The organism is Paenibacillus terricola (genome assembly GCF_014779765.1).
Classification (GTDB): domain Bacteria; phylum Bacillota; class Bacilli; order Paenibacillales; family Paenibacillaceae; genus Paenibacillus_T; species Paenibacillus_T terricola.
The window spans coordinates 22,332-47,350 of sequence record NZ_JACXZA010000005.1 but is presented as its reverse complement, the minus strand read 5'-3'; the positions used below and the strand labels follow the sequence as shown (position 1 = coordinate 47,350).

Here is a 25,019-nt window from a genome sequence, read left to right as displayed (position 1 = left end):
TTGGTCCAATTATAAAAGGGTGTGATAAATATAATAAAAAAAAGATCGTTTTTGATATCCTTGATTATCCTTACTTTCCTAATGTGTTCATGTTCGTCTGTAAATAATTCGTCGAGTGTAACAGTTGAATCAAATTATGGTCGATCATATAGTTCTTATCGAGAATTTCCATATGATAATATAAGCTTTGCGAATGAAAAGACATTAACAATCATAAATAATGCTTTAATAAAGTAGATTTTTATGGAGAATTTACAAAAGAGAGCTTAAGCAATAATGAACTTTATAAGAAGAAATTTAATCAATTGCTTAAAAATGAAGTTGCTTTTATAGACAATAATACTGGGGAAAAAGATTATCTAAAGGATTTTGATCCCTTAAAAGTTTATAATGGTGATGATTATTTGTATGATGTAAACAGCTATGATTTTTATTTTTTTGATTTTGATAAAGATAACACTCCAGAACTCTGCATTTCGAACAATGGTAGCACTTATATCTTTAAATATGATGATAAACTAAATGAATTGTTCTTGATTTATAAGATGGAAGGTGGATATCTTTCATTAATTGGAAGCAATAAAATTGCGTGGGATAGTGAAACCGGAGCTTTTCCAGCTAATGCATTTTATGAGCTTAATAACAATGGGGATTTGATTTGTTCTGTAACTTTTTATTCTAAGCAAGATAATATTCCCGTATATATGGTATCTTTACCGCAGTATACTAATCAAGACAGTCAAATAAACATAACAGAAGAATTGAAAAATCAAGCATATTTTGATGAAGGACAGAAGTTATACTATTTTAGAGTGACTGAAGAACAATTTGATGAATTAACAAAAGATTATTTTAATGCAGTAGAATTAGCGCACAAAAATATTAATGATGTATCTTTTTCTTACAATGAGTTGTTTGGCGATTCAAATTGAATTTTCGGCCTCGAAAACTTGCGTAAGAGTGGTAAGACCTTGAGAGCCCCTCTCAGGGTCTTTCTCAATTTGGAAAATAATATTCAAGTAAATAGTTATTAATACGATACATCATATATAGCGTGCGACGTGGTTTCACAAGGGTCTACAGGAGTGCCCCATATTCGTAAAGATGCGTATTCCACTGTTAAAAAAGTATAGTTTATCGTGAAAAATGTGAAAAGGAATGTATACATGATGAAAAAGAAATTAATTGTCATCATTTTTCTAGTAGTTTTTTGTTTAGGGCTAACAAGTTGTTCAAGTAAACAGGCCAAGTCTGATGCTGCTATAGACTTTACTTCAATTAGCAAGAATGCTGCGGATGTGATAACCGATCAGTCCCCAATTAATAATGAAGAATTAAAGTGGAAATGGGTTGTGGAGGCGGGTAAATATGACGAGCTGTCTTTTGTAGATGCAAATTGGATTGCAGTCAAGGGCGGCAACGGGAAATACAAAGTGATAAACACCCAAGGGGAATCGGTATTGCCGAATGAATACGACCAAATAGATGGTTTTTATGATGGTGTCGCTATGGTAGGCCTTGATGGGAAATCATCATACATTGATAAAAAGGGAAGAAGCATCACGGATAAGTGGTATCAGAGTGCAGACCCGTTTAGTGAAGCCAGGGGAGCGGTTCAACAAAATAATAAGTGGGGGTACATCAATCAATCTGGCGAGCTAATAATTCAGCCTCGATTTGAAGAGGTAAAATCCTTCATTGGAAACCGTGCAGCTGTAAAGTTGGCTGGTAGTTGGGGATTTATAGATAACTCTGGTCACATGGTCGTTAAACCTCAGTATGATCAGGTTGAAGAATATAGCGAAGGAATGGCTGCAGTTCAGCTTGATGATAAATGGGGATTTGTGAATAGTGATGGGAACCTAATAACAACGTTAGAATATGACCAGGTTAAAGACTTTCATGAAGGATACGCGGCAGTCATGAACAACAATAAATGGGGTTTTATCGATACCCATGGACAGGTAAGTGTTGATTTAAAGTATGATGACGTCGGGAACTTCAGTGAAGGCAAGGCAGCAGTCAAAGTGGCAGGATACACGGAAGACGGAGATGCTTGGGCGTATATTGACTATGATGGAAACATAGTTATTGATTTTTATCCTTATAATGCTTCGGAAGGACTTATGATTGAAGTTGGAGAGTTTAAAAATGGACTCGCCTTCGTCTCGAAAGACTTATACTGTATTATCGATAGCAAAGGAAGTAATATTTTTTCGGGCGACTCTAAATTTTATATCAGTGCATTTTATTATGATAATCCATTCAATGTGATTCCTGGCTATATTTTTACAGATGAAAACATGACAGTTCGCAAATATGGTTTAATGGGGTTGCACGCAGAGCAACGCCTCGCTCCTATTTTTGACTTTATAGGAGAGATGAACGGCCCCTATGCTACCGTGATCAATGTGGAGAATGGCATAGAAAAAAAAGGAATTATAGAAATTTATAATTAGGCTAACGTGTACGAGAGAAGGAAGAAAGGTCTTTGAAAGGTCTTTGCACTTATAACCGTAACTTGCGTTAAGAGATGACTATTATGCGTTTACCAAAAGCAGTTGCAATTTTTGACCCTTACACAGAATTGACGGGGAACTGGGCAGTCTTTCATAAGGAGGGCCAGGAATTTAAACTTGTCGCTGTAATTGAATTAACTTAGTAGGTGAACCAAGGCTAATAGAGTATTAAATTCTAATGGTTCAAAGTCGAAAATACTATTATATGGATATTGCAGTGGCTGGCGTTGATAATCTATCGATGCAAGCTTTTTTCTATTCATCATGCTGATAAATAGAAAGTGAGTGTAGTCCGATGAAACGTTCGAAAGTGATAGTCATGGGAATTCTGCTGCTTCTCTTCCAATGCTCATGTGGTAACACAGACGTTAATTCTAACAATGGTCTGAATGATGCATCTGAGCTAATCAATCAATATACACACATCAAGAGAGACGATGCTCTTAGTCGGTCAGAAGGTGATGCGAGTGAGGATACCACGGCCATTATGGAGTCGCATATGACTTTCCCATCTGTGTTTGTTCTTGATCTTGGTATTACACTTGTATATCCTGATTACTCGGATGACTCGCTGCCGGCGTATATTGCGATAAATTCAGAAACTAATCTGAACAATATCAGCATTAATGGCGCACTGCCGGGTATGAAGTTCGAGGAAATTAAGAATCGACTAGGGGATGAAGAAGTCAAGAAGAGCTGGATTTCTTCAGAGGATGTTACAGCCTATAAACTAGAGTATGTATTAAACGGGATCACGTACAGTTTTCAATCCTATGCAGAAGATGGCGAAGCTTCAGAACTATATATTCATAATGTTGTTGATTAAAAGGCTTCCAGCCCGCCATTCGTGCGGTGCAGGGAGCCTTTTTACATCCGACTCAGGCGCTCATCTACGTCTCAAACCATGTCTAATGAAGTACGATCGCCGCACACTTATGCCACCCTTACCGACTTTAGAACCCCCTTATTCATGCAGTTACGACATGCTATCTGCCGCCCGCCTATACAGTTATTACATCATAAGTGCATGTTACGACATGCACGTATAGATGCAGGACGCCGATGCTACACTGGGTTTACGAAAGAGTTCAATACCATTTACGGGAGGTACGCATGAATGCGGACAGTATTTGCAGGGGAAGCCATTCAGTTTAGCTATAACAAAAAGAAACCGGTGTTAAAGGGGCTCTCACTCTCAATCGGAGATAAGCAAATCTATGGTTTGCTCGGTCCTAACGGTGCCGGCAAATCGACATTGACGAAGGTTATGCTCGGCTTGGATAAGCCGCAGGGCGGCAAGCTGCAATGGTTCAATGAGCATATGAACGCAAGCACGAACCGCCGCGTCGGCTATGTACCGCAGGACTTGGCGCTGCTGTACGATCTGTCGGCTTATGAGAACGTTATGTTTTTCGGCAAATTGTACGATCTGAAGGGCGAGCGATTGAAGAAGCAGGTTCGCTTCGCACTCGAGTTCGTCGGTCTGTGGGATGAGCGCAACCAGAAGCCGAAGAAGTTCTCCGGCGGCATGAAGCGCAGGCTGAACATCGCATGCGGCATTGTCCACAATCCGGATGTCATCATCCTCGACGAGCCGACGGTCGGTGTTGACCCGCAGTCCCGCAACCGGATTCTCGATGCAATCCTCGAGCTGAACCAGATCGGCACGACCGTTGTGTATATCTCGCACTACATGGAAGAAGTAGAGAAAATCTGTTCCCATGTCGGCATCATCGACAACGGCCAGCTGCTGTGCCAAGGCACGCTGAACGACATTATCCAGCAGCATACGGACCAAGCGATTCTGAAGCTTGAGCTGCAGCGCAAGAGCACGGCATATGCGAAGCAGCTAGAGCAGTACAATGTGCTGTCGACGGACGGCAACATGGTAGAGATCGGCATTCCGAAGAATGACGTTGGTGCCATCACGGTCATCAAGGATGCGTTCGGAGAGGAAGTTAAGAGCTTTCAGTACATCTCGCCGAACCTGGAGCAAGTGTTTTTCAAATTAACGAAGAAGAATTTGAGGGATTAGCCCATGTGGACCATATTCGCAACCTCAATGAAACGCAAGTTGAAAAATCCGACGATCATCGTGAATTACATTTTGCTGCCGCTGCTGCTCATCGTGATCTTGGGCAATGCGCTCTCCTCGGTATTCGATAAGGATGACGAGGGCGGAGCAGCCGTTCCGGCAAGTTTGTCACAGATGAAGACCGTCGTCGTTAATGACGACAAAGGCAAGCTCGGCGCAGATATCGTGGCGTTCCTGACGAGCGAGGACAACAAGGCGTTGTTCGATGTAACGGTCGAGACCGATGCGAAGAAGGCAGAGCAAATGATCGAGGATGGCGACGCAGAGCAGTACATCTACATCCCGTCCGATCTGACGAGCGGTTTCGAGAGCAAGAAGGAGAGCAATGTCACGGTATATGGCGAGGATAGCAATATCGACAAGGTGAATATAACCGGTCTGATGTTATCCACATTCGGAGACGGCTATCTAGCAATGGACGTCTCTAGCGCAGGCAATCAGAAAGAGCTGTACACACATGTCTACAGCAACCTGTTAACAACGAATGGGAGCAAGGATGGCAGTACGGACGGCAAGGACGACTCTAGCAACATTACGGCACTCAGCTACTATGGCGTAACGATGCTCGTGCTCATTCTCGTATACGGTCTGGCGAATACGATGAATTTTGTCCAAGAGGAATACAGCGAAGCGCTTGGTGACCGTTATCTCGTATCGCCGTTGTCGCGCACATCGCTCATCCTTGGCCAACTGCTGACGGGCTGCGCAATCTCGATTGTGCAGGGCATCATTATCGTGCTATGTGCCCAGTGGTTCTTCGATGTCAGCTATGGCGACAACATGCTGGTCGTATTCTTCATCATCGTGGCAGGCTCGATCTTCTTCAATGCACTGGGGCTTATTCTCGGTGTTATCGCTAGACGCGTGAAGGCAATCGACAGTGTCGTCACGCTGCTCATTCCAGTGATGACTTTCATCGGCGGCGGCTTCATCAAGATCGACCTGGGCGGTCTGAAGAATATGAGCATCAACGAGTTGTATCAACAACCGCTGTTCGATTACATCCAACAAGGTGTGATCAATCTGGCGCCGGTGTACTCGTCACTCGTCGCTGCACTCGGGTTCATCTTGATTTCGGTCTATTCGCTCACGAGGAAGGGGGTCCGCTAAGATGCACGTATTCGAGCTGTATGCTAGGCGGATTTTGAAACGCAAGCTGACGCTTATTCTCATCATCGTACTGCCAGTGCTCTTCACTTACTCGGTAGTCGCCCAATATGAATCGGCAACGAAATTAACGGTATCCACTTATGTAGAGGATCCAACGCTGGACAATTATTTGACGGCGATGCTGGAGAAGCAGGATGTGACGGTAACGCACGCGGAGATGGAGGAAGATGCGATCCATCATGACGCGGACGTCGGCATCGTCTTGACGACGAGCGCCAAGGACGTATTCGCGAAACCGGATGCGTTGTCGGCGGCCTTCTATTCCGAAGGCGGCAGCTACAATGCCAGCTCGCTGGAGATCAAGCTGAACAGCATCTTCTCCGTTATGAAGACGCTGGCGCATAACTCCGCAGACGAGGCAGCGTTCGAGGCGAATCTGCTCAAGGCGGAACAATCTGCTGCTCCGATTCAAGTGAAGCAGAGCATTATCGGCAATCCGAATGCTGTCGTTCTGACAAGCGCGTTCAACATGATCGTCTTCATCATGTTGTTCCTGACGATGACGAACACGATGCTCTTCCTCGGGGACAAAATCCACATGACAACGCAGCGTGTGCTGCTGTCGACGTACAGCCGGTTGAATTATTACCTGCAGACGGTTGGCGTGTTCGCGGCGATCGGCATTGCACAGTTCCTGCTTATGATTCTTCTCATGAGTACCGTGTTCCAGATTGATCTGTCGCTGTCCATCGGTCAGCTGCTGCTGCTCGTTGCAGCCTACGGTTTACTGAACGTCATTGCCGCCGGTATCGGCTTGCTGCTTGTCAGCCGGACGACGCGGTTGTCGACAGGCCGCTTGCTGATCAGCGTCGTCTCGCTGCCGCTGGCGATGCTCGGCGGTACGCTCTGGGATACGTCGATCATGCCGGAGGGGATGCAGAAGCTGGCGAAGCTGCTGCCGACAGGCTGGATTACACAGTTGAACAAGGAAGTGTTCAGCGGCTTCTCGGGCAATGCAGCTTCCATCACGACGCATATGATCAGCTTGCTGGTCTGCGCGGCTGTGCTGTTCGCCCTGTTGTCCCGTGTGAGGACCGAGAACATTTAATGCCCCGCGTGCGTGCGATAGCTTGAACTAGATGAAAGGAGGAACATTTAATCATGGCAGGAAGTGCGGTCTGTGAACAGACCTTGTATGCCATAGCGCCGCTGCACGAGAAGATTGTCTATGCGGAATTGCATCGCAAGAATTATGACATCTTCTTCACGCTTCGCTATGATGAGCGCTTGTCGACATCTGAAGCGGCAGACGCTGCGCAAGCGGCTATGCAAGCTGCAGGGATGCTTGGCTGCCGGCTAGTACGGCATGACGGCCGATACATGCTCGCCAAGGAGAGCGGTCCGATCAACTATCGGAGCGAAGGGCCGCTGCAAGGACGAAAGCTTGGCTTGTTCGAAGGCGAGAGGCTTGCTCGGTTCTATATCGATGAACAGGAACGGATTATTCAATTTCTTATTCATCATCTGGTGTTCGACGGCGATTCGCTGGCGCCGTTCCTGGCGCTGCTGGAGAGCAGCGCAGCAGATCCGGCATCACGTTCGGTGGACGAAACGGAGGCTTCATGGCCATCAGCTTGGAACGCGCCAGAACGTGCCGCGAAGTCTGCGCTGGAACCCTTTCCCGCTGTTCGGCGGGAATCGGCTAAGCTCGCAGAGCCGGTCTACGGTGGCAAGCGGTTGAGCGAGCAAGCGTATCAATCGCTGGGTTCGCTTGCCCGCAAGCTTCGCATGACGAAGTTCGGCGTCATTCTTCTTGCGGCAGGGCTGTTGTCGGAGCGAGAGACGAACGCGATCGGCGTTGTCGTCTCTCGCCGCGACCAGCGGCATCAAGGCGATGTGATCGGCAATTTCACCGATATCGTGCCTTATCTGTTGAAGCTGGAAGGACAGAAGAGTTATGCCGAGCACGGGAAGACGCTGTTCCGACAGCTGTTCACGGCGGTAGAGCAATCGGCCGGTCTGACGTATGACGGTTATATGGCGGCTGTGGGCACAGCCGGTTTTGATTGGGTCATCTCGTACACTCGGATGAGCGGCGGGCCATCGCATGAAGGCTTGTTCACGGAGTTAACCCTAGGCGAATATTTGTACAAGTACGACAATCATATTCAACTGAACGAATATGACGATTACGTCAGTTTGGAATACCGGTATGATCGGAAGCTGGCGGAAGCGATCTGTACTCGCTTGGAAGAGGCGCTGCTGTCACTCGATCAATTCGATCTGACAGCGCTTGTCCCAGTGATGGGTAACGGCGAGGCTGCTTCTACACCAGCAGAGCAATGGCAGATGGAGCAGCCAACCAAGCAGCATCCCGCTGCCAGCTCGCTGGATGCGTTGTTCGAACGATTCAGCGATGAAGATCATGTGCTCGACTCGTCGATGACCTCCTTCGAAATTGCTGGCCTGATCACAGATGTCTATGAGCGTTTCGGCGTACAGCTCTCTTACCATGAAATTTATTCCTCTCATACGATAGGCGAATTGAAGGCTTCGATTCGGGACCAAGCGGCTTCGCTCCAAGCGGAGAAGGCTGCCGCACAGCAGGCAGTAGAAGCTGCGGCTCAAGAAGCCGCAGCGGCGGTAATTGCAGAAGGGCGGATAGACGCTGAGACAGCGTTCCCTTCGGATTCAGATCACGGGGAGCTCGCGGCGACAGCAGTAACGGTACCAACAAGCCCGCGCATAACCGTACCAACAGAAGCTCAGACCGCGCTGTCCGCGAGCTACATTCTTCCGACCTTCCAGAAAGCGATCTTCATCGATAGCTTCCGTCATCTTGACTCGAGCATGTATGACGTCAAGTATGCATATCGGCTGTCGAGGGAGGCAGGACGCCGTTTGAATCGTGTGAAGCAGTCGGTCGAAGAAGCGTTGTCGCACAATGAGGCGTTCCGAACGACAGTTGTCTTCTCGGGCGGCGAAGCCGTTGCAACGGTGGTCCCTCTCGAACGATTGAAGATTGAAACGCTTGTGCTCGGCAGTTCGCAGCAAATGCAGCAGTTGAAAGGCGGATTATCGGTTCGCAGCGGCGAGCAGCGACTGTGGGACATTAAACTCGTCTCGGTTCCGGGTGAAGAAGCAGCTTTCTTGTATGTGAACATTCACCACTTGCTGATCGATCATATGGGCATCGAATTGCTGCTCAGCCAGATCACGGCATGTTACCACAATGAAGAGCCGCGTTATGCGCAGTACCGTCGGCTGGAGCAAGTTTATACGGCTGCGGTGAAAAACGCGACATTAGGGTGGCGATCATTCCTTGATCGAATCGGCCACCAAGCGGAGTATGTAACGCTAGGCAAGCCGGATCTCGGCAGGGGTCGATACGAAGTGCGGGAATGGCTGCTGCATGCTCTTGGCGAGACGGCAGAAGTGCATGACGGTATACTGCTCCATGCAATAACGGATGCACTCGGCCGTTACTACGGCGTGGCCCGCGGCAGCATCGGTGCTGTGTACCATGGGCGCGTCGTACCGAATGCGAATCGGGTCGTTGGCTCCTTCGCTCGTGTGCTGCCGGTGTTGTTCGATCGGAACGACAACCGTACGCTGATTGAAAGCCTGCGTACCGCAAGACAGCATCAAGCCTCCTCCATCTATGACCTCGCAGAAGGAGACGGACGCCTGACTTTCCCGCGCATCGTCTACCAGCGGCTTACGCACAACACTGCGAATGCTAGCCTGCCTACCAACACGAAGCCTTCCATCTTTGAGCAAGTGACCGAATTCGAAGCTTATTCCAAGTTTCAGTTGTTCTTCAACCTAGTGCCAGGAACGGATGACCGATTCTATCGGCTGAACCTCTACATCGATCAGGATATCTACGGAACGGATGAAATTGAGGATCTGTTGTTTGAGCTGACCGAGTCGCTCTCGCATTCGGGCCGCCTTGTCGGAGGCGAATTCGGATGATAAGAAGCGAGCTGACGGCGATACAGCGCAATATGTACATATGCAATCGCCTCCCCGTCTACCGGCTGCCATTGCTGTATGCGATGGAGACCGTCCATACCTATGACGTTGTTGAAGAAGCATTGTATACGACGATTCGTGAATGCGAAGCCCTTCAGGTCCACTACGAATATGAACCGGAAGGGAGGGTGTTCTACCAGCGGCATGAGCCGCTTCGATGCGAGCAGTTTCTCGTTCCGACGCGGCACGTCAGCATGGACCTGGAGGTATATATCGCAGACGAGCTGAAGCCGATTGATCTGACGGCAGGATATCCATGGCGGTTTCTGTTCCTCGAGCATCAGGGACAGCGCTATCTGTACGCAGAGTTCCATCACATCTGCATCGATGGCCTAGGGATTCGCAGCTTCGAGAACGCCTTGTTTAATCGGTTGATGGGTCAGGAGCTTGTTCCTTCGATAGAAAACCCGTCCGTTAATGTTACCGCAGAGCTTGGTTCCCTGAGCATCTATGATCAGATCCACGCACTGCAGCGAGCAGGCGATCAAGAGCGGGAGGCTGTTTCCAGCGTAGACATTCCTCTGCAGCTCCCGATACAGAAGCGGGACGGTCATTCCGGCGTAGGGCGGCTTCGCAGACAGTTGACCGCAGAGCAGCTGGAACGTATTGGGCGATTGGCAACTGAGTACAAAGTAACGAAGAATGCTGTATATCAGGCAGCAGTCGAGCAAGCGCTGAGCGCTGTTTGCGAAGGACAAGCCTATGGCACGATCGGCAACTGGCGCATACGGTTGCGGAATCTCGGCTCGATCGGCTGCTTCGTCCGGATGAAGCCGGCGCTGATCGCGACGGAGGAAACGTTGGAACAGAAGGCAAGAAGGGTGTTCCAGGACAACCTGCTTGATTGGTCGGGCAAGGGCGTCATCGCACCGGCGGGCACGCCTTTCTCGATCGTGTATTCGTACGAGGAAGATATGTTTGCCAGATTCCGTTATTTGCCCGTCGACCGTCTCAGCAAGTTCGATCTGTATATCCGTGTATTCACGTATGGCACAGAGGCGAATATCGAGGTGGAATATAACCGGAGCAAGCATACGGAAGAGCAGGCGGCTATCATCTATGAGCGGCTCGAGGACATTCTCGGCAGCTTCGCGAAGGAGGAATCGATTAGTGGACTTATTGGCTAGATTATCAAACGTATTTCATACCCATACAGACCAGGCAGCTATTGTGAGTACCGAAGTCTCGTTGACTTATGCACAACTGGACAGCATCACGCAGCAGGTTGCGGCAGGTCTGAACCGCCAAGGGATCGGCACGGAGAACGTCGTGACGATTGAGACGAGCAGCAAACTGGAGGCGATTCTCCTCTTACTCGGCGTCGTTCGAGCAGGCGGCGCGTATTGCGTCATTCCCGAAGATTACCCCGATCATCGCAAACAGCTGATGCGTGCCAAGGTTGGGGCCGTTGCAACGCTGCGCGGACTGAAGGAGACAGGTGTGGCATGGCCATTGCACCAAGAGGTCGCAGCTGCAATTGCTGAAGCGGAAGCCGCAGAAGCTTCGCCGAAGGCGCAACCAGACGCAACCGGTCTGCCTGTTGAACGCCGTGAGGACAGCCTGCTCTATATCATCTTCACATCGGGTTCGACGGGCGAGCCGAAGGCTGTTGCAATCGAGGACCGCGCAATCTGGAAAATCGTCGACCACAAGCCGTTCTACGCGGGCCAAGTCATCGGACAGCTCGCGCCACTGGAGTTCGATGCATCGATCTATGAGATATTCGGCGGTCTGCTGAACGGGATGACGCTGCGCATGATCAGCAAGGACGAGAGCCTGGATTTCGATGAGATGCCGTCGTTGTTCGAGCAGTTGGACAGTGTGTTCTTGACGACGCGCCTGTTCAATCTGTTCGTCGATGAGATGCCGGAGCAATTCGGCAAGGTGAAGCTGGTGCTGACCGGCGGCGAGCGCTGCTCCATCCAGCATCTCCATACGGCGGCACGCTATTGCCAGGTATGGAATGTGTATGGCCCGACCGAGACGACGGTATACGCAACGAAATATGAGGTCAAAGGTGACGAGACGGAGGTTCCAATCGGACGACTATTCGATCAAGGACGGTATCTTATCGTCGATGAGCAGGGGAATGCGGCTCCGCGCGGTGAACAAGGCGAGCTGTGCATCTCCGACTCCGGCCTGATGCGAGGCTATATAGGCGACGAAGCGGCGAATGTGCGTGTCTTCCTGATCCAAGAAGGCAGAAGGTATTACCGCACCGGCGATCTTGTGCTCGAGAACGAGCAAGGTGACATCGTCTACATCGAGCGCAAGGACCGTCAGGTCAAAATCTCGGGTTACCGCATCGAGCTCGGCGAAGTGGAACGATGCGCCCGCGCTTTTGGACTAACGAAGGATTGCCTTGCTCATTATGACGGGAAACGTCTCTATCTGTTCGTAACGGACCAGATCGATCTCGAAGAGCTTCGTCTTCACCTGAGAAGCAGATTGCCTGAGTTTATGATTCCAACGGTTAAGGTGGTGGACCAAATTCCGATGAACAGCAATGGTAAGACCGATACGAAAGCGATTCAAGCAGCGCAAACATCAGGCGGAGAAGTGCTTGCAACGATCAACCGCGTGCTGAATGGCGAAGCCGTGCTGGACAAGACGTTTCTTGATCTAGGCGGGGATTCCATCAAGGCGATGGAAATTATTTGGCAGCTGGGCGGCAAAGGCTATCAACTCGATCTCGACATGCTGTTCAGCCGAACAATAGGAGAGATCGTGGAGTATGCTGACAACCGCTAATGTCACTGTTCATGAGCAGCGTGTAATCAACGGCAGTCTGCTCAGCCAGACCGCTTACAACATACCGCTCTTTGTCCGATTCGGACAAGGGCTCAATATTCGCAAGATGTATAACCTGTTGACGGAGCGATTCGAGAGGTTGGCGATTTTTCGAACATCGTTCCAGATGGAAGGTGTCATGACCAAGCGGGTATCGAAGGAAGCCCCGCTCATCGAGATCCAAACGTTCCCACGCATGGACAAGCTCGAGAAGGAGGAGCTGCTTGCAAGCCATCTAATCGGGATTGAAGATGAGGAGCTGGTAAGAACAGTCCTGTGCAAAATATCCGGGGAGACCGCAGACTATCTATTCTTGAACGTGCACCATGCGCTGATGGACGGCTTCAGTATGAACTTGTTCCTTCAAGATCTGCTAGCTTCGTATTTGCGGGACGAGCCTTGCTCGCTCGAATCGACTCTTCCTACTAATAAGGAAGCCTCAATTACGCAGATGGATGTCATGGACCCGCAGCGGTTCGAGAGTTACGACAGCTTCAAGACGAAGCTGCTCGGCAAGCAGACAGACGCCGTTCACTACCTCTGTGAATCGTTCGTCCTGCCGGACTGGCCGCGCCGCCATTCGGATTTCGCCCTAACGCTGTCTGCATTCGCGCTCAGCATGGCGCAGTGGCTTGGCACTTACGAGGTGTATACGGCTTATCCATCGCTTGGGAGAGACATGAACACCTATCGGCAGCTGGGCAACTTCGTGCAGATGATTCCATTCGATCTTCAGCTGGATCCGGAGCAATCGGTCGAGTCATTGATCGGCGCGGTTCAGAAACGCACAATCGCTAATCTCGGCTCGCGGGATTATTACGGCGAGGTGATGAGGCTGGAGCGTATGCAGCTGCTTAACCTGTTCCGTGACATTGTTTTCGACTACAAGTCCGGCACGCTGATCGACAAGCTGCTCGACGGCGAGCATGACATCACGCTGGAGGATGCGGAAGCGTATCGCGACGAGAAGTACGGCATGCATTTCTCTGTGTACAAAAACGGCCAGCTTCTGCAGCTAACCGTCATCGCAAGCGAATATGCCGAGGACGAGCTGCGCCAGTTAATCGCCTTATTCCGGGCGAATGTAGATGCACTATACCGGCATACGCAAGCTTCTGTCGGTTCAATGGTCGGCATTGCGAAGCTCGCATCGGCAACAGAACCATCGCGGGCCGATGGACAAGCTATTCCGGCAGCGCAGTTTGCAGCAACTGCTGCCGAGCTGCAGACTGCTGCTGCAGTCGAAGAAGCTCCGGCACAGGACAAGTCGACTGCTCCACCAGATGCCGCCGAGCAACCGATGCTCGCACCATCCCCGCCGTGTGTCGTTACACGTGAACAGCGCGAAGCTGCCATTAGCAGAGACATTATGAGCATCGTCTCCGCGATGTTAGATGGAGAGACGGTGAAGCCGAATGAGAGTTTCTTCGATATCGGGATGGACTCGACGCTGCTCGTGAAGTTCAAGAAACGGGTGCGGGACCAGTTCGGCGTCAATTTGAAAATATCGGATTTCTTCAACCAATATACGTCGGAGCTGTTATCAGCTCACATTATGAAACAATTGAAGGAGGACTATTGATCATGAACATTGCTTTGCTGCTGGCAGGACAAGGAACCAAAATTACGGAACAGAACAAGGCGTTATGGCTCGGCAATGAAGCCGCTCGGGCGAAGATCGAAACGGCGGAGAAGGTGCTTGGCGAGCCGATTCGCGACTGGTTTACAGAGGATCTGAGCAGGGACACGCGCAAGGCGCAGCTGGCTACTTATGTCGCTTCGATCTGCATGTACGAGCTGTACAAGCAGTATGTCGGCCTCTATCCGAGTCATGTGCTTGGCCACAGCTTGGGTGAGTTGACGGCACTGACGATTGCTGGCGCTGTCGATTATGAGACAGGACTTAAGCTGGTCAACATTCGCGGTACGGCGATGAAGGAAGCGATCGAAGGGCAAGAGAGCACGGGCATGATGGCGCTGTTCGCTTCGCCGGAGAAGGTTGAAGCACTGCTGCCAGGCGAAGAAGGCGTGTTCGCGGCCAACTATAACTCCCGCAAGCAGACGGTTATTGCCGGCAACAAAGATGCGATCCAAGCGTTCGCGAAGAAGCACGGCCTTGAAGGCGTTGTGCTCGGCGTTAGCGGCGCATTCCACACGTCTTACATGCAAGACGCATCGGATCAGGTGTTCGAGCAGTTAGCAGGATTCTCGTTCAACCCGCATCTCCATACGCAGGTCATCAGCAATAAGCACGCAGGTCCTTACCGCAGCGAGAGCATCCGCGAAGAAATCGCAAGCCAGATCATCAGCCCGGTTCAGTGGAAGCAGTCGGTTGAATACGCGGTATCGCAAGGCGTTCAGCTGTTCGTCGATCTGTCGCCAAGCGGCATGTTCGTTAATATGCTAGGCGATCTGAAGACGGTGTATGCGTTCAACAATGAAGAGCGCATTGCTGCACTGACCAAAGAGCTGAAAGACGATATCGAAGTAAGCCGCCATTACAGCCTCTTTGCGCGTGCGCTTGGCGTTATCGTATCGACGCGCAACAACAGCCAGGATGCGGAAGCCTATGAGAACATCGTCGTCAGCGGCTACAACCAAATCAAATCGCAGATCGGCAAGGAAGAAACGCCGGAGGCAGTCGCGGATACGCTCAAGCTGCTGGAACTGATCCTGCGCACGAAGGAAGTTCCAGAGGAGGAGATCCAGTTCTATCGCAGCAAGCTGGCGTGGAAGGTCGGCTGATGGGCCGCTCTTCGTGTAGACAGGAAGGAGAGGAGAACGATTGCGTACACGTACAGCAGCTACAGGCGATATCGCTATCGTCGGGCTTGATATAACATTGCCCGGATGCGCAGATCAGCACGAAGTGTGGCAGTTTCTGAGGGGCAAACGGATTTCGAGGGGATCCTTTCCGGCGGAACGGCTCGCGCAGATCGGGTTAACGGCTTCGCCGGAGCAGTTCATGGAAGGCTCGTATTTACATGCGATCGACGCCTTCGACCATCGCTACTTCAACGTTTCGCTCAAGAGTGCCGAGCTGATGGATCCGAACCAGCGGCTTACGCTATTGTCGGCGGCGAAGGCGCTGCATGATGCGGGGCTGACAGATTCGATCCGCGATACGAACACAGGCGTCTATGGGAGCGTCAATACGACGCAGCAATATCAATATTTGCTGCTGCTGCAGGAGCAGCGGTTGAAGCCGGATTTGCTCGGCATGCTCAATTCGACGATTTCGAGCCGCATCAACTTTTTCTACGATCTCAAAGGTCCGTCCGTCATGACGGATACGGCCTGCTCTTCGTCGCTCGTCTCGGTTATTCAGGCGTCGAATGATTTGCGCAATGGATCAATAGACAGCGCTGTTGTCGTCAGCTCGAATCTGTATGTAAAGCCGGGCTTCAAAGCGGACAAGCTCGTCGACATCCTCGCATCGGATGCGAAGACGAAGACGTTCGACGATCGGAGCACGGGGACGTCGATCGGAGAAGGCGTATGCGCGGTCATTCTGAAGCGAAGAGAAGACGCGGAGCGTGACGGCGACCATATCTATGGCCTCATCAAGAGCTATGCGGTCAACAACGACGGGCAGACGATGAACATGTCCTCGCCTAATCCGGATGCACAGGAAAATCTGATCGAATCCGCATGGTCGCCGCTTGAGGATAAGCTTGGCCGACTGGCCTTTATCGAGGCACATGGGACTGGCACGGCTATTGGCGACACGATTGAGTTCGAGAGCCTGAACTATTTCTTATCGACCGAGCGGCTGCTTCCTCAATCGGTGGCACTCACAGCATGCAAGTCCAACTTCGGGCATCTCGACGTCGCATCCGGACTGTTCTCGCTGATCAAATCAACGCTCAGCCTTTATCATGGCGAGTTGCTGCCTCACCCGGACTTCGTTATTCCGAACGACGAGATCGAGTTCGAGAGCTCTGCGTTCTACGTGCCAGATCGGTCGCGTCCGATTGGCGAGAAGGCGCTGGCGGGCATTAGCTCCTTCGGCATGACGGGAACGAACGCGCATGTCGTGCTGGAACGGTACGAAGGTGAAGGCTCCGCAGCTCAACGTACAGCAACGTATGATCCGTCAACGCAGCTACCACTGCAGCTTCGCTCCTACTGGTATCCTCGCGAGTCGAGTTCCTTTGCTGTGAAGCACTCCTTGCAGCGACTGGAAACGGCGCAGCGCTTGAGCATTCAGTTCCCGCTCCAGCTGTCGGATTGCTGGGAGATTCGGGAGCATAAGCTCGGCGGCAGCCATCTGCTGGTCGGCACGAGCATGTTCGAGCTGCTGGCGCAGGGGCTTGATGGCACGGATTACAGCTTGGCGCGTTACGATATCGGGAGCCTGCATATTTTGAGCCAATTGACGGTTCAGGAAGGCGCCTTCACGATCATCGTGGAGCTGGACAAGCATTCGCTTCGCGGCGAGGTAGCCTACTCGACGAGTCAGGATGCGACGATTCGCAGCTGGCTGCAGTTCGAGCTGATGGACAAACACGTTGTTGCATCGCTTGAGGCAGACTGGCCGGATACGGCCGGCATGCAGGAGATCGAGGTGACGAGTCAGATCGGCGAGGGCGACGGCGCGGACATTGCGGTGTCGGGACGCTGGAACGTCGTGGACAGACTGTGGATTGACGAGTCGAAGGAACGCGCGGTCGTGAAGCTGAAGGCGCCGCCAGGCTACGAGAAGGAATTCCGCCAATACGCATTTTACCCGGCGATTCTCGACCCAACCTTCAACGCGCTGAATCGGCTGGCAGTGCCTGATCAGATTGTGTTCCCATGGCATTGGGGCGGCATTCAGATCGCTCAGACGGCGATGCAGGGCACGGAGTTCTGCGCGGACATTACCTTGAAGGATCGCACGAGGGATGATCGCGGCAACGTGATTCTATCGCTTGCCATTCGTCTCTATGATAGCGAGCGAAGACTCGTACTGGCGGCCGATCATTATAAGGTGAAAAATGCAGTAGCATCAGCAGCCGCCGAATCAAACGCACCTAGCCCTTACTTCAAGCAGGAGCAGTTCGTACCGCTGCCAGCGGGCGTTCGGTCCTCCGGCACAGCCGTACATTTCATTCATGCATCCAGGAAGTCTGCGGAATGGGAGCTGCCTAACGGCGATGTAACGCTCTTTTACAATCAATTATCGGAATTATCCGAATCATCATACTATTTAACGCAAGCAGTTGACGCCACTCATGCATTTGTGTGGGATCGCAGCTACGGAAACGACGAGCCTATTGCGGAGGAAGCTTACGAGCTGGGACGATTCATGCTCCGCTTGAACCAAGAGCTGAAGCTGGAACAGTTCCACTACGTTACGACGGGATTGTTCCGTGAAGCGGCAGAGGCCATTCATCCTGGCAACCGGGCTATCGCCAGCAGCGCGTACTCGCTGCGGCTGGAGACGAGCTATGGCGTAACGATCATCGACACGGACGGGAACACACCAACCGAGTCGCTGTCAGGCCTTGATCTCGCCGGAGAGGCGTTCGTCATTCAGCGCGGCAGCAAGCTCAGCACGCTTCGCTTCAAGAACGCGAAGCTCGACTTACCAACAGTGGACAAGCTGCAGGATGGCGATCAGATGCTCATCATCGGCGGGAGTTCCGGCATCGGCAAAGCTTATGCGACCTACTTATCCCAGCAGTATCCACAATTGTTGGTAATCGCAGCCGGTCGACGACCATGGGATGGGCAGCAGCTTCCATCGAACATGAGATATGTACAGCTCGATGTGACGGATGAAGCGCAGCTATCCACATTCGCCGCGGCAGAGCGCATCGACTATGTGTTCAACTTCGCCGGCGAGCCGGCATCCGGCCTGTTCGTCAACAAGACGAAGGAGGCGTTTGTGGACAAGACCCGCAGCAAAATCGAAGGCTCGCGCTACCTTGCGCGCCACTTCGCAGCTGCGAAGGAGATTATCCACTTCGCTTCGCTCGCTGGATTGATCGGTGCAATGGGACAAGCCGAATACTGTGCAGCGAATGCGTATCAGGCGGGACAAGCGCTGGCGGAACCCCATGTTCGCACGTTGAACCTGACAGGCTGGGAAGATGTCGGCATGTCTGCGGGCAAGTCGGACTATTACTTCGAGAAGCTGTGGAGCGAGGAAGGCATTCCGATGCTTCATCAGTTCGTGCAATCGAGCCTCCAGTGCGCGGCGATGTTCAAGCTGGCTCAACCAGCAGACGCATACAGCCCGCTCTTCGCCAAAGGCGTGAAGCAGAAGGCAGCGCAGGCGCATTCGATAGAAGCACAGCCGAACTCGCCACTGATGAATTCATCGCAGGGGCAGCAATCATCACCAATTACCACCTCGGCATCCATTGAAGCGGGTGTCATAGACGCATGGAAGAAGACGCTAGGCGACGAGGTGTACGACGATAGGATCAGCTTCTTCGAACAGGGCGGAGATTCGATTACGATCGTCCACCTGTGCGACGAATTGAATCGAACGTTCCCAGGACGGTTCGACGTCACGACATTGTTCTCTATTGCGACAATCCGCGGGCAGATCGAGCTGCTCGAAGGAGCGCTCGCTGCAGAGCAGGAGCAGCAGGCGTCGAAGGACGGAGCTGCGAAGCAGCCTCAGGCTGGCGAGAAGAAGTACGACGCGGCAGATATGATGGCATTTTTATACCAATAAATGATGAGAGAGGCGATAGCGCAATGAAGGCAAGCGAGTATATTTTCGACCAGATCCAACTAGGCAACCTGGATGCGGCGGCGGGCAAGTCGCTGCTGGAGGAAGTGCTGCCGGACGACATCGCGATCGTGGGCATGTCCTGCGAATATACGGACGTGAAGGATACCTTCGAATTTTATAACACGGTGAAGTATGGCAAGCGCGGCTTCAAGCCGTTCCCGCACAACCGCGTGCAGTACATTCCGAAGGATCACAGCTATCTGTTCAACGGTGCTAAACATATCAACACGACGCCAGAGGAATTCCTCGAGCGGCTGTGCGCGGAGAAAGGTTCTTATCTCGAGGACATCGATTCGTTCGACTACTCGTTCTTCGGCATCGCGAAGGATGAAGCGCGTTACGTCGACCCTACGCACCGCTTGGTTATGAAGCACTCCTATCTTGCATTGGAAGATGCGGGCATTACGCTCGACAAGATCAAGGACAGCCGCACGGCCATCTATATCGGCAAGGACAAATCGATCACAGCTAGCTACCGCTCGGAAATCGAAGAAGATTCGACGCATGTGAACGCTGGCACTTGGGAAGGCATCCTAGCCAGCCGCCTCAACTACATTTACAACCTGACGGGCGGTTCCTTCGTCCTCGATACGGCCTGCTCCTCCTCGCTCGTCGCTGCGCACTTGGCAGTGAAGACGCTGCGCGACAAGGAGATCGACGCTGCAGTCGTCGGCGGCATCGCGCTTGGCCTGTTCCCGCGCCAAGGCAGCGTCATCGATCAATACAGCAACGTGGAGACGCCGCGCTCGTTCCTGAAGGTGTTCGATGCGGAGTCGCAAGGCACGATCTTCGGCGAAGGCGTCGGCATCGTCATTCTGAAGCGGCTGAAAGACGCGATCGCGGACAATGACAATATCTATACGATTATTCGCGGCAGCATGATCAACAGCGACGGTCGCTCGAACGGTCTGACGGCACCGAACCCGCATGCACAGAAGGATCTGCTGCTGGACGCATATCAAGGTGGAGGCATCTCGCCAGAGACAATCGAATACATCGACGCGCACGGCACGGGCACGAAGCTGGGCGACCCGATCGAGGCTCGCGGCTTGACGGATGCGTATCGCAAATATGTAAGCGATCGTGCGTTCTGCGCGCTGACGAGCTTAAAAGAAAACCTCGGTCATACGGTAGGCGCTGCCGGCGTCGGCGGCATGATCAAGATGTCGCTAGCGCTGCGCAACAAGGAGATTTTCCCGAACAAATCGTTCGAAGCACCGAATGAGTATATCCGCTTCATTGACAGCCCGTTCTACATTCCGACGAAGGCGACGGAGTGGGTGAAACGCGGCAAATATCCGCGCCGCGGCGGCGTCAGCTCCTTCGGCTTCAGCGGCACGAACGCGCACGTCATCTTGGAGGAGTATGACCAGCAGCAGAACAAGGGCGGCGACGACAATGGACAAGCTTATCCGTTCGTTTTCTCCTCGCAATCTGCTGAGCAGCTGGCGGATGTGCTTCGCAAGTTCGTCGTGAATGGCGAGTATTTGTCCCGTTACAGCCTGCGCAACGTGTCCTACACGCTCGTTCGCAGACGCAATCGGTTCCCGGTAGCGGTCGGTTTCAGCGCCGCATCGAAGTCGGAATTCCGCGAGAAGCTGCAGCAGGCGCTTGCGAATATCGAAAGCGGCATCGGAAGCGAGAGCATCCATTATGCCGCTGCGCCGCAATCGATCTCGGCCGATATGAAGAAGCTGATGCAGCATCAGCTGCGTACAGCATCCGAGCAATTCACGCTGGACGAGCTCATCAAGCTGAGTCTCGAAGGGCACGACACTGCACTCGAGGGCATTGCATATGGCGATGCAACGACGGTCTCGCTGCCAACCTACGAGTTCAAGCGCGAGCCGCTATGGGCGAACGTGAAGAAGTATAACCGCCACATGGAAGCCTCTTCCGGTCCGAGCCTGCCAGTGAAAGCCACGCTGATCAAGAGGCAGACGTTAAAATCGGATAAGGCGGACGTATATGAAGTGACGCTGAAGTCGGATGACTGGTATGTGGACGATCATCGGATCGGCGGCAAGCGGACGTTCTCCGGTACGACGTACATGTCGCTGTCGGCGGAGATCGCCGTGCTGTACTTCCAGACGCCAGCCTTCACGCTGGAGAAAATCTACTTCAAGAACCTCATCCAGCTGGACGATGCTTCAACGAAGACATTCCATATCCACGTCAACAAGGCGAATGCGAAGCAGCTTGACGTTGAAGTGTTCTCCTACGAGGACGGCGATATGGAACGCAGCGTATCGCATGCAGTATTCACGCTCAAGGCAGCAGAGGTGCCGGCAGCTACAGCAGAGCTTGAGGTTAGCCAATTCGAGTCCGTGCTCGTACCGACGGTTCTTGGAACAGAGAAGAACGAGTTCTTCAAGGAGCGTTGGGATTTCGTCAACAACGACTTCCGCATGCAGGTCTCGTCGCAGGAAATTATCTTGTCGCTCGACCTGCGCAATGATTATGCGCATGATCTTAACGATTTCCACCTCCACCCCTCGATGCTCGACGGCATTCTAGGCGGTATGGTTTATGAGCGTGCTCAAGCGACGAATCGCACCTATCTGCCGCTCTCCTATGGCAAGTTCACGTACACGGGCGAGAAGTTTACGCAGAAAATTTATTCCGTCGCCGAGCTGCTGTATGACGTGAACGGCAATCATGATGTCATCAGCGCGAACGTGTCCGTTTACAACGCAGAGGGCAAACTGATCGTTCACCTCGACAAATATACGATGAAGGCTTTCGCGAACATGTTCTTCAAGCCGTATCTGCACGCTGTGCAGTGGGAGCGTTCGACGATCCGCCCTGCGGCGGAGGCGAAGCAGGAACTGACGGACGCAAGAGTTCTCGTAGTCGGTAATGCTGCGGCATTGTCAGCCGAATCGACAGCGTCAATCACACTGGACCGCGCCGACTACCGTGCGATTGGGCAGTTCAAGCCAGAAGATCGCTACGATTACGTCATCTACGCGCCATGGTTCGGCGAGCAGGCACCGGGCAGCGAGACGATTGCACAAGAGCTCGTGCACTACTTCAACTTTGCGAAGTTGGCAAGCAAGCTCGTGAAGCGCGGCGGCAGGCTGATCATCGCAGCGGACAATGGCTTCGCACTGGAGACGTCGGATAACGGCCACAGCCGGAAGTCGATCAATCCGCTTAACTACTCGCTGCTCAGCTCGGGCCGCATTCTCGGTCTGGAGAACACTGGCTTCAGCACGTTGATGGTGAACACACCTGCCCTTGAGCTGGATCAGCTGCTGACGCTTGCACGGACGGAAGAACTGAGCGGCAAGAAGATCATCGCCGAGAACGGTGTGATTTATGAAGAGTCTCTAGTCGAGGTCAAGAATGTTGATCATCGTCAGCTTCCGCTGGCAGATGACGAGACGGTTATCGTGACGGGCGGCTATGGCGGCATCGGTCTCGTCTATGTCGACCACCTGCTGGATATTAATCCGAACGCTCACATCGCGATACTCGGCCGAACGGATACGCTCGCTGTGCTTGATGCCAAGCAAGAGCTGAACGAGCAGGAGCGCAATAAGCTCGAACAGATTCAGGGGATCTACAGCAAGGGCGCTAATGTGAAGTTCTACGCATGCGATCTTGCTTCGGAATCGAATGTGAAGGAGGTCGTCGGCGGACTGGCAGCAGCGGGCAATGTGGTCGGCGTGATTCACTTGGCCGGCGTGCCTGAGGAAGGCATGTTGTTCGCGAAGTCGGAGGAGGAGTTCCTGCGTATTGCGGCACCGAAGGTGCAAGGAACGATGCTGCTCCGTAAGTATGCGGACAGCGACAAGCTTCGCTTCTTCACGGCAAGCTCGACGATGACGACGATCGTTGGTTCGGCAGGCCAGTTCTCCTACACGGTAGCCAACGCCTTCTTGGAAGGAACGGCGCTGTCGGATGAACGCTTCACGACTGTTCAATGGCCAGGCTGGAACGATACGGGCATGGCGCTCGGTTTCGGCGACCTTGCGGCTGCCGATGAATATCTGCTGCTCAAGTCCGTTTCCTCGCTGGTCGGACGCGAATATATTAGGCTGCTGCTGCGTGCAGGCAATGCACGCGTGATCGCTGGTGAATTTAACACAGCGAAGGTCGCAGATCTGTTAGGCAGCTACATTAAGCTTCCGCAAGCTTATATCCGCAACGCGGCAGGCAGCGGCTCGGCTGACGCTGAAGCAGCCGTTAGCATGGAGGCGCCAGCGCCGTACCAGATCAAAGATTACGCCTCGCTGACGATTACGGGTACAGACAGCCAAGACGAAGTAGAGAAATTCGTGACGGTCGTGTTTGCCTCCGTACTGGAGCGCGACGAGATCGACGTGAATAAGAGCTTTACCGATCTTGGCGGCGACTCGCTGAAGGCGTTCGGCATCTACGGACCGATCGCGGAGCACTACAAAGTCGACATTGAAGTAGCTGATGTCTTCATCTACTCCACGATTACGCAGCTCAGCAATTATGTGAAGGAACTGCTGGAGGATGCAGCTTAATGAATAGAAGAGTCGTCATCATCGATTATTGCTACGATTACCCGCACAAGTCTGAAGGACGGTCGGGCTGGAGCGTTGAGGAGCAGGAGCAGATCTGGCAGACGCGAACCGAAGAGTTGAAACGTACCTACGGCGCTGATTTCACTGATGCCGGTTCATTCCCAGGTATTTTCTACCCGTCGGTTGAGCAGCGCTTCAAGCTCGAGCATATTCCACAGGAGAAGAGCAGATATCTGCTCTCCTCCGAACGAATTACGCTGTCGCTGTTCAAGTCGCTCATTGACCGCAATACGATCCGAGAGAAGAGTGATCTGCTCCTCTCTCTCGGATCGTCCCAGACCGACATTCTCGCTAAGTCGCTTTATTTCGGGCTCGGACCTGAACAGTTGGTTGATGCGATGGATCTGCTGGATCCGCTTGCCTTCCTTAAGCTGCTTCAGTTGCCGCGGCCGGCAGCGATCGAACTCATCAGCGAAGCCTCCACCTCAGGAGCGGGAGCCCTATACAGCGCTTATCACAAAATCAACGAGGGTCACGTCGACGTTGTTCTCGCAGGCGGTGCCAGCGCAATGACAACGCCGATTCCCGTCGAGCTGTCGCACTTCGGCATCGGCCCCAATCGGCAGACGCTGCCGTTCGAGGAGAATACGTCCGGCCACTACTTCTCAGAGGGCGGCGCAGCCTTCCTGCTGAAGGAGAGGGACCTGGCGATCGCCGATGGCGATACGATCATCGCCGAGATTCGCGATCTGACGGCAGGCACGATGGGCAGCACGGTCTACAATCGGAATGCGATGAAGAAGCTGGTCGTGCAATCGCTCCGCAACGCGGCAATACAGGAAGACGAGGCGGTGCTGCTTGACTTATATGGCCGCGGCAACGAGATCGACGACACGGCGGAGTTCTCCTGCCTGCGCAACGTGCAGAAGCAGTACCCTGCGCTGAAAGGCGCTTATTTGAAGGAAGATTCGCATTATGTTGTCGGCTATTACGGCATGATCGGTTTGTGCCGGCTGCTGGAGGCAAGACAGGAAGGTCGTCCATTGCAAGGTAGTACGATCAGCCGTCCGAACAAGTTTATTGGCTGCGTTAGCGAGCAGCACTGGACAGCGGATACGGCAGGCTACAATATCGTCTCGATCCCGACCTTCTCGATGCATGGCAACAGCTACAATCTTGTGCTTGATCTTCAGCCCAGCATAGTCGGCACTGAACTTGCGATGAACGGAGGAGGGAAATAA

At 52.5% G+C, this 25,019-nt stretch carries 14 protein-coding genes; all 14 read left to right on the top strand.

The window, feature by feature from the left end:
* Positions 1-305 precede the first annotated feature (305 nt).
* The 14 genes from H8B09_RS19255 to H8B09_RS19190 all read left to right on the top strand — a co-directional run bounded on the left by H8B09_RS19255 (position 306) and on the right by H8B09_RS19190 (position 25,019).
* On the top strand, positions 306-932 hold the full coding sequence (locus H8B09_RS19255; RefSeq protein ID WP_191205210.1) for a hypothetical protein: 627 nt from the start codon (positions 306-308) through the stop codon (positions 930-932).
* Between the two features lie 234 nt (positions 933-1,166).
* Complete coding sequence (locus H8B09_RS19250) at positions 1,167-2,459, top strand: WG repeat-containing protein (protein WP_191205209.1); 1,293 nt, start codon at positions 1,167-1,169, stop codon at positions 2,457-2,459.
* Positions 2,460-2,814: 355 nt separating this feature from the next.
* Entirely contained in the window at positions 2,815-3,345 is a 531-nt protein-coding gene (locus H8B09_RS19245) for a hypothetical protein (protein ID WP_191205208.1), read from the top strand.
* Positions 3,346-3,636: 291 nt separating this feature from the next.
* The gene (locus tag H8B09_RS19240; protein WP_191205207.1) at positions 3,637-4,554 is read left to right on the top strand and encodes an ABC transporter ATP-binding protein; all 918 of its coding nucleotides are present in this window, start codon (positions 3,637-3,639) and stop codon (positions 4,552-4,554) included.
* A 3-nt stretch (positions 4,555-4,557) separates the two neighbouring features.
* Complete coding sequence (locus tag H8B09_RS19235) at positions 4,558-5,724, top strand: ABC transporter permease (RefSeq protein WP_224753783.1); 1,167 nt, start codon at positions 4,558-4,560, stop codon at positions 5,722-5,724.
* A gap of 1 nt (position 5,725) precedes the next feature.
* The gene (locus H8B09_RS19230) at positions 5,726-6,832 is read left to right on the top strand and encodes an ABC transporter permease (RefSeq protein ID WP_191205205.1); all 1,107 of its coding nucleotides are present in this window, start codon (positions 5,726-5,728) and stop codon (positions 6,830-6,832) included.
* Between the two features lie 53 nt (positions 6,833-6,885).
* Positions 6,886-9,699, top strand: a complete 2,814-nt coding sequence (locus H8B09_RS19225; RefSeq protein WP_191205204.1) for a condensation domain-containing protein — start codon at positions 6,886-6,888, stop codon at positions 9,697-9,699.
* The gene (locus H8B09_RS19220; RefSeq protein ID WP_191205203.1) at positions 9,696-10,886 is read left to right on the top strand and encodes a condensation domain-containing protein; all 1,191 of its coding nucleotides are present in this window, start codon (positions 9,696-9,698) and stop codon (positions 10,884-10,886) included. The genes H8B09_RS19225 and H8B09_RS19220 overlap by 4 nt, the downstream gene beginning before the upstream one ends.
* On the top strand, positions 10,870-12,510 hold the full coding sequence (locus H8B09_RS19215) for a non-ribosomal peptide synthetase (RefSeq protein WP_191205202.1): 1,641 nt from the start codon (positions 10,870-10,872) through the stop codon (positions 12,508-12,510). The genes H8B09_RS19220 and H8B09_RS19215 overlap by 17 nt, the downstream gene beginning before the upstream one ends.
* Positions 12,494-14,131, top strand: coding sequence for a condensation domain-containing protein (locus H8B09_RS19210; protein WP_191205201.1), 1,638 nt, complete (start codon positions 12,494-12,496; stop codon positions 14,129-14,131). Before H8B09_RS19215 ends, H8B09_RS19210 begins: the two co-directional genes overlap by 17 nt.
* A 2-nt stretch (positions 14,132-14,133) precedes the next feature.
* Positions 14,134-15,294 (top strand): ACP S-malonyltransferase, encoded by a 1,161-nt coding sequence (locus H8B09_RS19205; protein ID WP_191205200.1) that lies wholly within the window; start codon positions 14,134-14,136, stop codon positions 15,292-15,294.
* 40 nt (positions 15,295-15,334) lie between these two features.
* The gene (locus H8B09_RS19200; RefSeq protein ID WP_191205199.1) at positions 15,335-19,219 is read left to right on the top strand and encodes an SDR family NAD(P)-dependent oxidoreductase; all 3,885 of its coding nucleotides are present in this window, start codon (positions 15,335-15,337) and stop codon (positions 19,217-19,219) included.
* Between the two features lie 23 nt (positions 19,220-19,242).
* The gene (locus H8B09_RS19195) at positions 19,243-23,778 is read left to right on the top strand and encodes a beta-ketoacyl synthase N-terminal-like domain-containing protein (RefSeq protein WP_191205198.1); all 4,536 of its coding nucleotides are present in this window, start codon (positions 19,243-19,245) and stop codon (positions 23,776-23,778) included.
* Positions 23,778-25,019, top strand: coding sequence for a beta-ketoacyl synthase N-terminal-like domain-containing protein (locus H8B09_RS19190; protein WP_191205197.1), 1,242 nt, complete (start codon positions 23,778-23,780; stop codon positions 25,017-25,019). Before H8B09_RS19195 ends, H8B09_RS19190 begins: the two co-directional genes overlap by 1 nt.

Excerpts from the sequence above, each read along its gene's own strand:
- H8B09_RS19205 (WP_191205200.1), top strand. The coding sequence starts at position 14,134 with ATGAACATTGCTTTGCTGCTGGCAGGACAAGGAACCAAAATTACGGAA.
- H8B09_RS19230 (WP_191205205.1), top strand. The coding sequence starts at position 5,726 with ATGCACGTATTCGAGCTGTATGCTAGGCGGATTTTGAAACGCAAGCTG.
- H8B09_RS19210 (WP_191205201.1), top strand. The coding sequence starts at position 12,494 with ATGCTGACAACCGCTAATGTCACTGTTCATGAGCAGCGTGTAATCAAC.
- H8B09_RS19240 (WP_191205207.1), top strand. The coding sequence starts at position 3,637 with ATGCGGACAGTATTTGCAGGGGAAGCCATTCAGTTTAGCTATAACAAA.
- H8B09_RS19190 (WP_191205197.1), top strand. The coding sequence starts at position 23,778 with ATGAATAGAAGAGTCGTCATCATCGATTATTGCTACGATTACCCGCAC.
- H8B09_RS19225 (WP_191205204.1), top strand. The coding sequence starts at position 6,886 with ATGGCAGGAAGTGCGGTCTGTGAACAGACCTTGTATGCCATAGCGCCG.
- H8B09_RS19250 (WP_191205209.1), top strand. The coding sequence starts at position 1,167 with ATGATGAAAAAGAAATTAATTGTCATCATTTTTCTAGTAGTTTTTTGT.
- H8B09_RS19195 (WP_191205198.1), top strand. The coding sequence starts at position 19,243 with ATGAAGGCAAGCGAGTATATTTTCGACCAGATCCAACTAGGCAACCTG.
- H8B09_RS19245 (WP_191205208.1), top strand. The coding sequence starts at position 2,815 with ATGAAACGTTCGAAAGTGATAGTCATGGGAATTCTGCTGCTTCTCTTC.
- H8B09_RS19220 (WP_191205203.1), top strand. The coding sequence starts at position 9,696 with ATGATAAGAAGCGAGCTGACGGCGATACAGCGCAATATGTACATATGC.
- H8B09_RS19235 (WP_224753783.1), top strand. The coding sequence starts at position 4,558 with ATGTGGACCATATTCGCAACCTCAATGAAACGCAAGTTGAAAAATCCG.